Source organism: Bradyrhizobium sp. STM 3843 (assembly GCF_000239815.1).
Taxonomy (GTDB): domain Bacteria; phylum Pseudomonadota; class Alphaproteobacteria; order Rhizobiales; family Xanthobacteraceae; genus Bradyrhizobium.
In genome coordinates this window covers 212,804-227,200 of record NZ_CAFK01000299.1, presented here as the reverse complement: position 1 = coordinate 227,200, position 14,397 = coordinate 212,804, and the positions used below count along the sequence as shown (strand labels likewise).

General features: G+C 59.9%; 9 protein-coding genes and 1 pseudogene. 7 read left to right on the top strand and 3 right to left on the bottom strand.

Features of this window, described 5'->3' with window-relative positions; translation table 11 throughout:
- Positions 1 to 29: 29 nt before the first annotated feature.
- The 6 genes from BRAS3843_RS31390 (at position 30) to rocD (ending at position 10,855) form a co-directional block, all read left to right on the top strand.
- A complete protein-coding gene (locus tag BRAS3843_RS31390) occupies positions 30 to 1,220 on the top strand; it encodes an MFS transporter (RefSeq protein ID WP_008973219.1) in 1,191 nt (396 codons plus the stop codon).
- Between the two features lie 183 nt (positions 1,221 to 1,403).
- A complete protein-coding gene (locus BRAS3843_RS31385) occupies positions 1,404 to 1,901 on the top strand; it encodes a GNAT family N-acetyltransferase (RefSeq protein WP_008973218.1) in 498 nt (165 codons plus the stop codon).
- Positions 1,902 to 2,659: 758 nt separating this feature from the next.
- On the top strand, positions 2,660 to 2,917 hold the full coding sequence (locus BRAS3843_RS31380; protein ID WP_347379597.1) for a hypothetical protein: 258 nt from the start codon (positions 2,660 to 2,662) through the stop codon (positions 2,915 to 2,917).
- A gap of 1,749 nt (positions 2,918 to 4,666) precedes the next feature.
- On the top strand, positions 4,667 to 6,139 hold the full coding sequence (locus BRAS3843_RS31375) for a hypothetical protein (protein WP_008973211.1): 1,473 nt from the start codon (positions 4,667 to 4,669) through the stop codon (positions 6,137 to 6,139).
- Positions 6,140 to 6,642: 503 nt separating this feature from the next.
- A complete protein-coding gene (locus BRAS3843_RS31370) occupies positions 6,643 to 8,574 on the top strand; it encodes an AI-2E family transporter (protein ID WP_035983378.1) in 1,932 nt (643 codons plus the stop codon).
- Positions 8,575 to 9,640: 1,066 nt separating this feature from the next.
- Positions 9,641 to 10,855, top strand: coding sequence for an ornithine--oxo-acid transaminase (gene rocD, locus BRAS3843_RS31360; RefSeq protein WP_008973208.1), 1,215 nt, complete (start codon positions 9,641 to 9,643; stop codon positions 10,853 to 10,855).
- A gap of 19 nt (positions 10,856 to 10,874) precedes the next feature.
- On the opposite strand, the pseudogene BRAS3843_RS31355 reads toward rocD, so the two are convergent.
- Positions 10,875 to 11,803: pseudogene (locus BRAS3843_RS31355) on the bottom strand (IS3 family transposase); the annotation flags it as partial.
- Positions 11,804 to 11,867: 64 nt separating this feature from the next.
- On the opposite strand from BRAS3843_RS31355, the gene BRAS3843_RS42385 reads away from it, so the two are divergent.
- Positions 11,868 to 12,197, top strand: a complete 330-nt coding sequence (locus BRAS3843_RS42385) for a hypothetical protein (protein WP_035983375.1) — start codon at positions 11,868 to 11,870, stop codon at positions 12,195 to 12,197.
- Positions 12,198 to 12,406: 209 nt separating this feature from the next.
- On the opposite strand, the gene BRAS3843_RS31345 is transcribed toward BRAS3843_RS42385, so the two are convergent.
- On the bottom strand, positions 12,407 to 12,655 hold the full coding sequence (locus BRAS3843_RS31345; protein WP_008973204.1) for a hypothetical protein: 249 nt from the start codon (positions 12,653 to 12,655) through the stop codon (positions 12,407 to 12,409).
- 596 nt (positions 12,656 to 13,251) lie between these two features.
- The gene (locus BRAS3843_RS31340; protein WP_008973202.1) at positions 13,252 to 14,274 is read right to left on the bottom strand and encodes an alpha/beta hydrolase; all 1,023 of its coding nucleotides are present in this window, start codon (positions 14,272 to 14,274) and stop codon (positions 13,252 to 13,254) included.
- Between the last annotated feature and the right edge of the window lie 123 nt (positions 14,275 to 14,397).

The following is a 14,397-nucleotide window of genomic DNA, read 5'->3' as shown; positions in this document are numbered from 1 at the left end:
CCTGAGGTTCCATTTTGAGCGGAGGCCCAATGACAGAAGCAACATCCCAGGCGGCCGGGCAAGCCTCGCAGGGATCCCAACGCGCGACCACAACACTAACCGTAACGGGCATCAATCATGCCCTCCACGATGGCTTTACGGACGTCATCTACGTGCTGCTTCCGATCTGGCAGACCGAATTCGCCCTCGGCTATGGCGTGCTGGCGATGTTGAAGGGGATCTATTCGGGCGCGATGGCAGGACTGCAGATCCCGGCCGGACGCATAGCCGAGCGCATCGACGGCAAGATCGTTCTCGCCCTCGGCACGCTTGTCGCAGCGGCCGGGTATGCGCTCGCCGGCCTGTCGGGCGGCATGTTCGGGCTCGGCCTGGCGCTCGCTGTCGCCGGGGCGGGGTCGAGCACGCAGCATCCGCTGGCGTCAGCGGCGGTGTCGCGGGCCTATGGCAGGGCTGCGCGAAGACCGCTTGGCATCTACAATTTCACGGGCGACCTGGGCAAGGCGTCCATCCCGGCCCTGATCTCTCTGTTGCTGGTGAGTGTGTCCTGGCGCCATGCGGTGCTAGCCTTGGGCGGTGCCGGCCTGGTCGTGTCCGTTTGTATCGCGGTCTGGATGCCGCGAGTGGGAGGAGGCCATGCGAGCGCGTCGAAGGCTTCGGTCCGTCAAGGGAAGGAACGCGGGGGCTTCTATTGGCTGCTCACAATCGGCATGCTCGACAGCGGGGTGCGGACGGGATTCCTCACCTTTCTTCCTTTCCTGCTGCGCATGAAGGGCGCCTCGCTGCCGATCAACGGCTTTGCCCTGGCTCTGGTGTTCGTCGGTGGTGCCGCCGGCAAATTCGCCTGCGGCTGGTTGGGCGAACGGATGGGCACGGTGCGAACGGTACTGGTTACGGAGGCCGCGACAGCAGCGCTGATCCTCGGTGTGCTGTTGCTGCCGCTCGCGCCGGTCATGGTGCTGCTGCCCGCGCTCGGCGTCATGCTCAACGGCACTTCATCCGTGCTTTACGGAACAGTCCCGGAGCTCACGCCTTCGCATATGACCGAACGTGCCTTCGCGTTGTTCTACACAGGCGCCATCGGATCAAGCGCAAGCGCTCCGGTTCTCTATGGCCTGCTGGGCGACATTTCAGGACCGTCGGTCGCCACAGTTGCAACCGCATGCACCGCACTTGCGATCTGCCCGCTGACGCTGGTACTTCAATGGCACTTGGTCGAGTAATACTCCGCGACGCCGAACGTTGCGAGGAGCGCTGCTGCTCGGCAAACGCTGCTGCGAAGCAGGCCGAGCTGACTTCGCACCCGAAGGCCATCATGCGAAGCGCCTCGATAGTGCACGACAGTCCAATAGTACGCTCTGCCTTGGCTCTGGAATCGACCCGCTCGAAAAGCTACATTGGCCCTGATGAATTCATCAAGTCCCGATGTGCCGCTCATCACTATTCGCCGCGCCCCTCCCGATTTCAGTGATTGGGAACGAGTTCGCGCGTTGATCCTTGACGCGTTCGCCTACATGGATGCACGCATCGACCCGCCATCATCGGCATTGCGGCTCACGCCGCAGTCGATGCAGGAAGATGCTGAAAAGGGGGCGTTGCTGCTGGCGGATCATGAGGGCGATCTGGTCGGCTGCGTGTTCGCGCGTGCCAAGGGGGACGCACTCTATATCGGCAAGCTTGCCGTTCGACCGGGTCTGCAAGGCGCAGGGATCGGGCGGCGGTTGGTGGAGGCCGCACGCGAGGAAGCGCGCCGGCTAGGCCTGACAATGCTCGAGTTGCAGACCCGCATTGAGCTGACGGAAAATCACGTCACCTTTGGCCGCATGGGCTTCGTCAAGATCGCTGAGAGTTCGCACGAAGGTTTCGACCGACCTACCAGCATCACCATGCGCGCGAAGTTATAGGGCGCCGAGGCCGGACTCGCGATGCGGCCATCTGCGGGAATCATCATCAGGAACAGGCTCGCAGTCGCGCCGCGCAGGCCGAAATCGAGCGCGGTGACTCCCATGCTGTCCACCATTCGAACGATCCCCGCCGCCGAAAGCCAAGACGTAGCACGTGCGTCGAATTGTTGCCATTGAAGAGCCGGCAACTTAAGCGCAGACGCTACAACCTACAGGGTAATCGGATAAAGCGGTTGATGGCAAACGCCCTGAAGCGGCGCGGAGCGATCACTGACGTCGCTAACCACGGATGGCGGCCGATCTAAGCTTATGGCCGCTGCGTGTGCTTGGTCTCAGCCAGCATTCGCAAAGTTCGCTGTTTTATTCGGCATGGTGGGAGAATGGCGCGCCCGACACGATTCGAACGCGTGACCTCCACCTTGGGAGGGCAACACATCATGCAGGCTCAACCACCTCATATGGCTACCTCAAGTGAATGTCGGTATCTGTGGTTGCGCCCATATCTGCCGGTCAATTGAGTGGACGGTCACTGTAGCCGCAGAGCCACGTGCCGCCCGCGCTTCGCGGCGAGTTGCAGCCGGCGCTGCGCGTGGATCATTTGGTCGCCCATTAGCGGCTAGAACTCATCCGGGCTTCCTCATTCTGAAATCCGGGCTACTATTCAGAAAGCTTGCCGAGATAACGTCATGTCAAGCGGATTGCCTGCCCGAACCCGAAGCGAAGGTCTTGCGTCCCACATCCTGCCGGTCTCGGCCACGATGATCGGCGTTTGCGCAACGCTGATTGGATTGGTCAAGCTGGCGGAGGCGAAGCTCGGCCCGTCGCATGTCGATGAATATGCGGCGCTCACCGCCGTGATTTTTCTGGCCAGTGCGCTGGCATCATATCTTTCGATTCGATTTTCGGAGCGGCCGAGGGTGAGCGCCCGAATCGAGCGGATTGCTGACTTAATCTTTCTCGTCGGTTTGGTCGGCATCACCCTCGTTGCAACGCTGTTTGCATATGAGGTGATCTGAGGCAATCGGCTGAGGTGAGGAGCTCCGTCAGAAGACGATGCTGTGGGGGCTTGAAGGGCGGCTGGTGCCGTGGGGCAAAGGCATTGCGATCAAACGATCTGCACTCATTTGGGATAGGCAAATATTTTCCTCTGCCGCGCACTCGCGTCGTTCTATCGCCGGGCAAGAATGCAAAATGCTTGATGCTGGTTCGTCAGCTCCATCAAACGTATCTGGAAGCGCCATTGAGTAGCAGCGGCTCGCGACTCTGCGGCGGTCTCGTTCGTGGCTGAGTTCGGTCGCGTCGTTTGGGTAGCGCTCTTGAAAAGCCTTGCAGAACAATGATCCCTTTTTTTCCAAACGGTTTCTTAGTCCGTTGATCTTGTTGGCTTCCCTCGCTTCCCTAGGAAGCGCTATCACGTTAAATCAAGAAGCTAGTACGGTCTCGTAGCGGGAATAGCGCCAGGTACTGGCGGCATCGACCCTGTTGTGCAGCCCGAGGTCAACCGGGTGGGGCGGCTCGCGTGCAAATTCGAATTTTACTGTCGACGCGATTGAAACTGTCGGTGGTTCGATTCCGCCCCGGCACCGTGACTTCTACCCATCCAAGGTCGGTGGTTCGGTTCCCGATCTCACGCCAGATGATGCGCTATGGCACACGGTGACGGGTCTCAGACGGCTCTCACCTGGGTAGGAATCTGGGTCGCGAGCAAGACCGAACTGGCGCCCTACCCACCCGATTTGTCCGTGGTTCGATTCCCCAACTTTGACGATGCAGCGTTTTGCTGCAGGCCTAGTCGCGCCTTTCAGAGCGCGTGAGAGAATGAGAAGGGACACCTACGCCAACTATGCTCGAATTTTTGATTGCCTCCGGATATTCTTCCGCAACGACCTTTTCTTTCAATGCCTGTTGCAGGGCTTTGCAAGGTGAGCAAGAGAGCCGCGACATAGCGAGAAAAGTCAATTCAAATTTCGAGGTCAAATCGATTGGGATTTCAGCGATCTCGGAGTCGTTCTTTGAAGCTTCGCAGTGGTGGAATAGGTAGACTCTTGGGAAATGGCTACAAGACATTCCAAATCCCGTAAGGGGGACGCCGTGCGAGGTAAGGGAGCGTGTAGGGCCGTAAGGTCGTCCTCGCCTGTAACTTTCACGGGACGATTCAGTGCAGCTAATCCTCTCGCGGGACGTTCCACGCGTTTAGTCCAGCTTGCAGGCTTTTAATCTCATTCTGTCGATTCCTTGGAGCATTCAGCCGCACTATTTCGAGCGTTCCTTCCCATTGATGTCGGATCTGCGAAAGGAAGCTTCGACGTGGCACATCGCGGTAAGCCTCCGTGCCAGGAAGCTGCCCAAGGTGCGCTCCATTGGGACGGCTGCGAGGTATATCAGCGTCACGAACGACAGGACAACGCGTCAAAGGCGATTGATCCCGCCCCAAGGCCGTTCGCCCGGCCGTACGATTGTAGTGGTCTTGATTCAAATCAATACTAGTGGGCCCAAGGCGGCATGAAATCATCGCCTCCAAGCGAGGAGCACGCGATGGATAGCCTAGATCGAAAAGATCGTCGGCTCTCTGAATGACTGCTGAGCTCGGAGACCCAGTCCAATAGCGGAGGTGGCTGGGCCAGACATCAATAGACGAGAATGATTTTCTAAAGGGCTGCCGCCTTCTCTAGGCAGAAGATGATCTGTCCAAGACAACAAGCTCAATTCAGGTTGAAGCGGGCCGGGGCTGTTTATCGACAAGGTCACGTACGAGGAGATAGCCCATGAAATCGGAGTCCAGCAAGAGGTATACCAAGACGTTGCTCGCTAGCTCGGCTGCAGTCGCGACCATGCTGTTGAGTCTTGCGACGGCATCGGCGCAGTCCGGCGCCCAGAGCGGCACCGTCGGGCTTACGCCGGAACAGCGGAGCGCAATCCGCGCCGTCATCAAGGACCGCCTTACGGATGAAATGCGGGACAGAGTTGCAGAACGGCTCGCCGACGATGCGGCGGGCACGACCCAACTCACGCCTGAGCAGCGGAATGCGATCCGCAGCGCCATCCGGGAGAGGCTTGTGAACGAGGTCAGAGGGGAGATTGCTGACAACATTGTGGACCGCATTTCGGATCAGGCCCAAGCGACGACAGCCGCGGGAACGACCGGTGCGGCCGGAGCCCAGTCCGACCAGAGGAATACGATCCGCAGCGCCATTAGGCAGGGACTCGCAGACGAGATGGCGGGCAGGCTTGCCGATCGTGTTGGCGAGGACGCGGCCGGCGCAACGCGTCTGACGCCCGAACAGCGCAGCGCCATTCGAAGCGTGATCCGCGATCGGCTTGCCGACGCGGTCAGGGCTGATGTCGCGGACAATCTCGCCGATCGGGTCGCGGAGCAGACGCGCGGCACGACGGGCGCGGGAACGGTCGGTGCGGCGACTGCCGGTAGGACAGCAGGTCTCACCCCCGAGCAGCGCAACGTCCTTCGGGGCGTGGTCAGAGAGCGCCTTGCGGACGCGATGCGAGAAAGGGTCGCCGAGCAGCTTGCCGACGATGCAGCCGGTGCGACCCAGCTCACACCCGAGCAGCGGAGCGCTGTTCGCAGCGCCATCCGGGAGAGGCTTGGGGACGCGGTCAGAGGGGAGGTTACGGACCGGATCGTGGACAAGCTGGCGGAGCGGATGCAAGGGAACATCGGAGCTGGCCAGCTCACGCCCGAGCAGCGCAGCGCCATTCGCAGCGCCGTCAGGGACAATCTTGCGGACGAGATGCGAGGGAGAGTCGCGGATCGAATTGGCGACGAGGCGGCTGGCTCCGCTCAGCTCACGCCGGAGCAGCGCAATGCCATTCGCAGCGTTGTCAAGGACAGGCTTGCTGACCAGGCCGCGGCGGCGATCGGGGAACGATTTGCGGACAATGTTGCCGACCGGATCCGAGGGACCGCGGCGGCAGGAACGGTCGGTGCGGCGACCAGCGGCGGGGCAGGGCTCTCGCCCGAGCAACGGAATGCCCTTCGCAATGTGGTCCGTGATCGGCTTGCGGACGCAATGCGGGACAGGATCGCACCCAGAGTTAGCGACGACGTAGCCGCCGCGATCCAGCAGCTCACGCCCGAGCAGCGTGAGGCACTGCGCAACGCCATCCGGGAGAAGCTCGCAGATGCGGTGAGGACCGAGGTTGCGGACCGGCTCTCGGATCGGATTGCAGATGAAATGCAGTCGAAGATCACCGTGGGCCAGGGTCAGGGTCAGGGTCGTTAAAGCAAACGGCAGGCAACGACACAGTCCGTCAATCCCGGGATCCGACGCAACGGTTGTGATCCCGGAGACCACGAAGAAAAAAGGCCCCGGACGGTGTCCGGGGCTCGTGACTGATCAGTAGCGCAGGTGCCATCCAACGGAATCGCCGGACCAGGGGTGTTCGGGCAACGGCAACAGGAATGAGATGAAGTCCGGCATTGATTTGCTGGGTGGGTGGTATTCCATCCAGCCGGCACGATGCAGGAGCAGGGGCTGCAGGCCGCCTTCGCAAGCGGCCGAGGGCGACATCGACATGATGGGCCCGGCAACCCGGGATACAACCGACATTGTACCAAGGTGCAAGCGTTGACGAATGTCAAAGGCGAAAGCCGACTAGGATTTTGCTCCAAACGGGTGACAGGAGGGCGAAGAAATAGTGCGCCAATTCCAGGGTGCAGATGCCCAATCTGATATTTGGTAAGAGGAATTTCATCGGCAGTTCGGCCGGAGCGAGGAACACCTAGTTGCAGGAGAAGCCGGCTCAAGTAAAGCTAACACAACGGCGCGGCACGGTGCTCACCAACATGGCCGTGGCCGCGATGATTATTGCTGGACTCTATTTTGGCAGGGAAATTTTCGTTCCGTTAGCGCTAGCCGTCCTTCTGAGCTTCGCCCTTGCACCCCTGGTCATCCGTCTGCATTCCTGGCGCGTTCCACGTACCGCTTCGGTAATAATCGTCGTCTTCTTCGGGTTTTCTATCATTTTCAGTCTGGGTGGTCTGATGGTGTCCGAGGCAACTCGCCTGGCCGCCCAACTGCCTGCATATCAGCAAACGCTGAGCGACAAGGTCGAGAGTCTCCGCGGTTTTATGGGCGGTCCTGGGACGTTGAAACAGGCGTCCACCGTTCTCAAGGAATTGGGGACAGAGCTACAACGCGGGAGTGCATCCGGCCAGACTGACAATGGACCTGCGAGGCAAGCATCGGATAAGACGTTTCCGATACCGGTCGAAATCAGACAACCTGACCCCGGCGCTCTGACAACACTGGCCAAGATCATCGAGCCACTGCTTTCACCACTCACGACGACGGGAATCGTCGTGATCTTTGTGGCGTTTATCCTGCTGCAACGGGAGGATCTCAGAAATCGGCTAGTCCGCCTTGCCGGCTCGGGAGATATTCAGCGCACAACCGCTGCCCTTGATGATGCTGGCAAACGGCTGAGCAAGCTCTTCCTCACCCAAATTATTTTCAATGCCGTGTTCGGTTTGGCGATTGGCACAGGTCTCGAATTGATTGGCGTTCCTTCAGCTCCGCTCTGGGGTCTGATGTCGATGGTTCTACGTTTCGTGCCGTATATCGGTGCCTTGATCTCAGCGATATTTCCACTCACGCTGGCTGCGGCTGTCGGCTCTGGTTGGGAAATGTTGCTGCAGACGGCTCTCCTGTTCGTAGTGCTGGAACTGCTTGCCGGACAAGTCATCGAGCCTCTTGTTTACGGTCATAGTTCTGGCCTGTCCCCAGTCGCCATCATTCTGTCTGCTTCGTTCTGGACATGGCTTTGGGGCCCAGTCGGACTTGTGATAGCGACGCCTTTGACGGTATGCCTCGTTGTCGTGGGACGTCATGTTGAGCGGCTCAAGTTCCTCGACGTCATGCTTGGTGACCAGCCTCCGTTGAGTCCCTCTCAACTGATCTACCAGCGGATGCTTGCCGGCGATCCACTCGAAGCAGCAGAACAAGCGGATGAGTTTCTTAGAGGGTCATCGCTCGAAGACTATTGTGACTCGATCCTGCTGGAAGGTTTGAGGCTCGCCGAAGCCGACCGCCGATTAGGTCATCTCGACGAAGAACGTCTGGATCGAATTGTATCAACCGTTGACGAGTTGGTGACTCATCTGGAAACGCACTACGATGTAAGAGCCTCGGACCTTTCGCCTCCAGACTTGAGCTCCAGCCCCGGCGCCGCGATCGCAATTGAGCAAGCAAAGTTGCAACCCTCGTTAATTGAAGAAAAAAACGAGTCACCACGTTCGGTTCTCTGCATTCCCGGGTCCAGCAAGCTCGATGAGGCGGCGGCGTTAGTATTGGCTTGTCTGCTGCGGCATCACGAAATCGGAGCGCAGGCGGAAGAAGCAGATGCTTTATCCGTGTCAAAATTCCTTTCGCTCGACATGACGGAGACCTCTTTGGCATGCGTTTGCTACGTCGGCCAACCTTCCACAACCAAGTTTCAGGATACTGTTCGCAAGCTGAATAAAAAGAATGCCGATGTCCATATTATGCTCGCTCTTTTTGGAACAGAGGCCGTTACGCCATCGACAGGTACCCTTGGTGCAACCATTGCGCAAAGCTCATTTAGGGGCACGTTAGAAGCAATAGTTCAAGCGACCTCCGACAGGCGCGGCGATACACCCGATAACACCAAAGCCGCCGTTGCCGTGCAAGTTCACTAACTAAGTGGCTCCTCTGGCAACTTTTCCGCGAAGCCTTGGCACGTTCTGCAACAGCTCGCGGAGGCTTCGCTTGCTCCAGCCGTACTGTGCCTCGCCGCAATGCTGTTGTTGCGCCATTTTGCGCCGAGCTGCCCGCGGCACTTATCGTCATGTCCGGGGCCAAATCCTGATTGGGCTGCTCGGAGGGGAAGCAATCGGCGTGCTGGTCGCGGGCACATCCCATCTGGACTTCCAAGCCTCACGATACCAAACTTGGATACCACGATATGGCGAGAGCTCGCACCGGGTGCGCTTGCTATCGTGTTGGTGGTCTACGCCGAGGCATTATTTGCAGCGAAGGCGCGGCCATGCAGGATGGAAACGACATTAATCCGGCGCAAAGCCGCCCCGCATCGGCACGCGGCGCTCGAGGATTTTCGGTTGTTCGCGCTCGCCAAGGCGATGTGAACGCATTGAGGCGGCGGCCTCTGCATTCGCCTTAACGAAGCTTGACGCCAAGCAACGGCAAGTCTGTCGAAATGAACGTTGATTTTCCAAGCAGATCATACGCCTCTTAATCAGCGGCTCTATCGGATTCTATTTGCGCGGCAAGCCTGGGAGCTTTCCGTTCAATCAATCGCAAGCAATCGGGTGTTCGGGCACCCGCAACCAACTGACAATACCTATAGAGTGCCAGCCACGGAATAACCCCGGCTACGTCAGGGACGAGCGGAAATAGTTGTGGCCGGATGAAATCAAAATGCATAGACTTCGCTATGCAGCCCGATGACAGGGTTCGGGACGCAGGGGGGCGCGGCACGGATCTATTTATGCCCGAGCCGGGAACCTTCCCGTCCAACCAATCGCAAGAATCGAGTGTTGCGAGCACGATTTGAACCTATTGTAGCCTCGTCACGGTCCTCACCGGAGATCGTGCCGATTGCGTTGCCTTCTTGGTCGAGCTGCAGGCAGGCAATTGTTGCTCCCGACAATTGTGCAGCTGCATGCAAGCCGATGTCCTCGCCATGATCAGCGCGAGTGGAAAAGCCGGTTGCTGTCAGTTCGCTGCAACAGGAGTGACGAAAAGATGGGGCGACCGGTCTCTGATTTCATCGCAAGGGAGGCGCGCTTTGGCGCGCAGAACTATGAGCCGCTCGCTGTGGTTCTGTCGCGCGGCGAAGGCGTGTTCGTGTGGGATACGCAAGGTAACCGTTATCTCGATTGCCTCTCCGCCTATTCGGCCGTGAACCAGGGCCACTGCCATCCGAAGATCCTGGCCGCCATGGTGGAACAGGCGGGTAAACTGACATTGACCTCCCGTGCCTTCCATAACGACCAACTGGCCCCCTTCTACGAGCAAATCGCGGAACTTACTGGCTCTCATAAGATCCTGCCGATGAACAGCGGTGCCGAGGCGGTAGAGAGCGCGATCAAATCCGTGCGCAAGTGGGGTTACGAGGTCAAGGGCGTGCCGGATGGGCAAGCCGAGATCATCGTCTGCGCCGACAACTTCCACGGACGGACTCTCGGCATCATCGGCTTCAGCACCGACGCGGCGGCACGTGAACATTTTGGACCGTTCGCGCCAGGCTTCAGGATCATTCCCTTTGGCAACGCCAAGGCGCTGGAGGAGGCGATCACGCCGAACACAGTCGCGTTCCTGGTCGAGCCGATCCAGGGGGAAGCCGGCGTCATCGTTCCACCACCCGGCTACTTCGCGAATGTGCGCGAGCTCTGCACCGCGCATGATGTCATGTTGATCCTCGATGAAATCCAGACCGGGCTAGGTCGCACGGGCAAGCTGCTCGCCGAACAGCACGACGATATTGAGGCGGATGTGACGCTGCTGGGCAAGGCGTTGTCTGGCGGCTTCTATCCGGTGTCGGCCGTCCTTTCGAATAACGCGGTGCTCGGTACCCTGAGACCTGGCCAACACGGCTCGACCTTCGGTGGCAACCCGCTCGCCTGTGCGGTGGCGCGGGCAGCCCTGCGCGTGCTCGTCGAGGAAGGGATGATCGAGAACGCCGCCGTGCAGGGCGCGCGCTTCCTCGATGGCCTGAGGAGCATCCGCTCCAATGTCATCCGCGAGGTGCGGGGGCGTGGGCTGATGCTGGCAGTTGAACTTCACCCGCAAGCAGGCGAAGCGCGTCGCTATTGTCAGGCGCTGCAGAGCAAGGGGATTCTTGCCAAGGATACCCATGGACACACGATCCGCATCGCCCCGGCACTTGTGATCACCAGCGATCAGGTCGATTGGGCGCTGGAGCAGATCGGAGCCACCTTGAGCCGCGACTTGTCGTGACTGACCTTGCCCCCAAGTTTTATCCAGGTCTGAGTTCGTTCAGGCGGTTGGGTGTGCCATCCGGGCGGTGGTAGCGGGCGGGAGCTGGCGCGGAGCCTTCGACATAGCGCAGCGGCAGATCCCGACGCGGATTGCAGGTGGCCGCGAACTCGGTCGGCGTCTTCCAGACGAGCTGCGAGTGTGGCCGCGCGTCATTATAGTCAGCCCGCCAGCGTCGGAGCGCGACGCGGGCTTGGGCGAGCGAGGTGAACAGCGTCTCATTCAGCAGTTCATCCCGCAGCCGTCCGTTGAAGCTTTCGATGAAGGCGTTCTGCATGGGTTTGCCCGGCGCGATGTAGTGCCAGGCGATGCGGCTCTGATCGGCCCATGTCAGGATGGCATTGCTGATGAGTTCGCTCCCGTTGTCACTCACCATCATCCCGGGCTTGCCGCGCTCGGCGACCAGCCGGTCCAGCTCTCGTGCGACCCGGGCGCCCGAGAGTGAGGTATCGGCCACCAGCGCCAAGCACTCCCGGGTGCAGTCGTCGATCACGGTCAGGACACGGAAGCGCCGGTCATCGGTCATCTGATCCGACACGAAGTCGAGCGACCAGCGATCATTCGGGAGCACCGGCACCGTCATCGGTGCTCGGGTCCCGATGGCCCGCTTGCGGCCGCCCCTGCGGCGTACCGTCAGCCGCTCCTCGCGATAGAGCCGGAACAGCTTCTTGTGATTGACCAGATAGCCTCCCGCTTGAGCAGGACGTGGAGGCGACGATAGCCGAAGCGGCGGCGCTCATGGGCGATCGCCCACATACGCTGACGTAGCTCGGCATCATCGACACGGCTCGTCTGGTATCGAATGGTCATGCGGCAGCAGCCGATGGCTTTACACCCCCGCCGTTCGCTCATCCCGTGGACGCCAATGAGATGCGCGACAGCTTTCCGCTTGGCCGTGGGCGTCACCACTAATGGGATGGTCCGCCCCGTCCTCCCGCCTCATCATGAGGCTGCCAAACCAAAGGAGGTTGTAATGGCTCAACGCAATACCCCGCGCGCTGCAGCGGTCTATGGAATAGATATTGGAAAGAACATCTTCCACGTTGTCGGCCTGGGAGGCGACGGCGCAGTTATCCAGAAGGTTCGCTTTCGGCGCGACACGCTGCTGCAGTTCTTCGAGCGCGCGGCACCGGCGATCGTGGGTATGGAATCCTTCGCCTGTCATGGTCAAATTGAAACCGCAACTGAATGTTGGTATCGGTGGGTGCGCCTCCCCGATTTGAACCTCTCAATCAATGGCCTTGTAATCGCTGTTGACCGCTTAGCGCGTGTTCAGATAGCAGGGCAGCGCAACAACGGGTGACGAATGCCCACTTTCGGTCGGATAAGCCAAGTGGTGCGACCAGCAAGTCGTTGATTGTTCTCGATCCGCGGCTGACTCTTAATCAACGGTTCTATCGGAAGCGCAAGTGCTGCCAGGCCTCTCTGCAGTTGGCAACGGTGGATGCTTCTATACGGATGCAGATGCGCCGTGCGCGAGGATCTCGCGTTCCGACTCTCATCAATCGCGCGTCACAGAGTGCTCAAATCGGTCGGGACCTCGCCGAACGCCCGCAGCACGACGGCATCCGCAAAATCGCCCAATGCAGGATCGCCGGTTCGGCTGAAAGCGACCGCGCCAATATTGCCTTCTGTTCTCGCGAGGCGTTCGGCGCGGAGGATAGCTGCGTTGGCTGTCGGGCACTCAACGCCGTCACGAGCCGCAGGACCCTCGTCGTTCATCACGAAAGACAAGGCGACGTAATAGGTTAAGTCGGCCATTCGGATTCCTAGCCCTGTTGATCTCTCCTACGGCCTCGCGCGTAGCCTCTTGAAGATGACGCGTAGACTTCGCTCAGCTCCGCTTCGAGTAGACCTTTGGCGACGATCAGTGCGCAGACGGCGGCACGTACGTCTCCATCACACGCTGCGATAATCTGATCCGCCGCCAGCTCAAGGGCGTCGGGCTCGAATTGACGAATTTGCGCGGAAGGACTGGACATTGGGCCGCATTCCGTGTTGACCGGATGCAGATTGTTCCCATTTTGTTCTCATGTCAATCATGGCCGATGGTAGCGGTTGCGACTGATCTGTGGGGGCAAGTCCGGCTTGAACTTCATAAAGCAAAGGACTCTTCAGGAGTCCGGACGAACGCGCTACCGCGGGTACAGAATGACCTGGTACAACGGAATAGCGCGAGTTTTTCTCCTGACGCTTCGTCGTGAAGCTCGAACGGAATAATCTACTTGACGCCGCACTGCGATGGCGCCGCCGTTCAGTTGCATGCTCTTCAAATCGCTGGCGGCATTGGTCGACTTCGGCGGCCGGCCGCGCCGGGGCTGCCGGTTTGCGCGCCATGTCGAAAGCGCGTTCATGCGCTAAGTCGACAGAAACTTGGTCAGAAGCGCCGCCGTGTCGGCTGGGTTTTCCTCCGGGAAGAAGTGACCGCCCTTGACGGCCTGACCGTGTACGTCGTCCGCCCACTTCCTCCAGATACCCAACGCGCCCCCATCCTGCTCGTAGAATGTATCGAGAGGGCCGCCGGAAGCCCACAGGTGCAGCATCGGGCACTTGATGCGCCGGCCCCGCTTCTGATCGGCCTTGTCGTGCTCGATATCCAGAGTTGCGGCCGCGCGGTACTCCTCGCAGATGGCATGCACCCGGGCCGGATCGCGATACGTTTCGGTGTATTCCGCTCTGACTTCGGGGCTGAACGAGCCCTGGCCGAATGGATTGTCGAACACCGCGCCTGGCGCACCGGTCAGGTACTTTTCGGGAAGCGGTGCCTGCTGCGAGAGCAAGCTCCACGGCCAGTAGGTCATCGTGAATTTCGCGTCTGCGCGGCCCCAGGCTTCCGAGATCGGCAGGACGTCGAATACCGCGAGACGTTGCACCTTCTCCGGATGATCGAGTGCGAGGCGGTATGACACGCGGCCGCCGCGGTCATGCCCGACCAGATCGAATTTGGAAAAGCCGAGCTTGTCCATCACGGCGACAAGCTCGTCCGCCATCGCCCGCTTCGTGTAGGGATAATGATCCTCCGCGGAGGCGGGGATGCCGCTACGGCCATAGCCGCGAAGGTCGACGCAGATCACCGTGCGGTTGCTGGCGAGATGTGGCGCCACATGACGCCACATCAGGCTGGTCCGAGGAAATCCATGGACCATGAGCAGGGGGGATCCGCTCCCGTAGCGCCTGATGAAGATGGTGTTGTCGTCGGTCTTGATCTCCGCTGTCTCGAAGCGACCAGCATCGAAGTGATCGAAAGCTGTCGAGGCCGATTGATGAGGGGATTGACCGGCGGCGGGCTGCGGCAGAAGTGCCAGGGACAGAGCGGCGCTCGACGCCGCGGTCATCGCCTGGACGAAGGTGCGGCGTTCAATCTTTGTCTCTTCAATCATGTCTGGTGTCCTTCAGGATCAGCGCGGCGCAGTTGGCAACACCCCCTCGATGACAGCGCGGCAAGAAACGTTAGCAGCTCCGTGGAAGCACGTTTTCGCAGGATTGGCGTCGTTGGAGCCATC

Excerpts from the sequence above, each read along its gene's own strand:
- rocD (WP_008973208.1), top strand. The coding sequence starts at position 9,641 with ATGGGGCGACCGGTCTCTGATTTCATCGCAAGGGAGGCGCGCTTTGGC.
- BRAS3843_RS31340 (WP_008973202.1), bottom strand. The coding sequence starts at position 14,274 with ATGATTGAAGAGACAAAGATTGAACGCCGCACCTTCGTCCAGGCGATG.
- BRAS3843_RS31380 (WP_347379597.1), top strand. The coding sequence starts at position 2,660 with ATGATCGGCGTTTGCGCAACGCTGATTGGATTGGTCAAGCTGGCGGAG.
- BRAS3843_RS31345 (WP_008973204.1), bottom strand. The coding sequence starts at position 12,655 with ATGGCCGACTTAACCTATTACGTCGCCTTGTCTTTCGTGATGAACGAC.
- BRAS3843_RS31375 (WP_008973211.1), top strand. The coding sequence starts at position 4,667 with ATGAAATCGGAGTCCAGCAAGAGGTATACCAAGACGTTGCTCGCTAGC.
- BRAS3843_RS31385 (WP_008973218.1), top strand. The coding sequence starts at position 1,404 with ATGAATTCATCAAGTCCCGATGTGCCGCTCATCACTATTCGCCGCGCC.
- BRAS3843_RS42385 (WP_035983375.1), top strand. The coding sequence starts at position 11,868 with ATGGCTCAACGCAATACCCCGCGCGCTGCAGCGGTCTATGGAATAGAT.
- BRAS3843_RS31390 (WP_008973219.1), top strand. The coding sequence starts at position 30 with ATGACAGAAGCAACATCCCAGGCGGCCGGGCAAGCCTCGCAGGGATCC.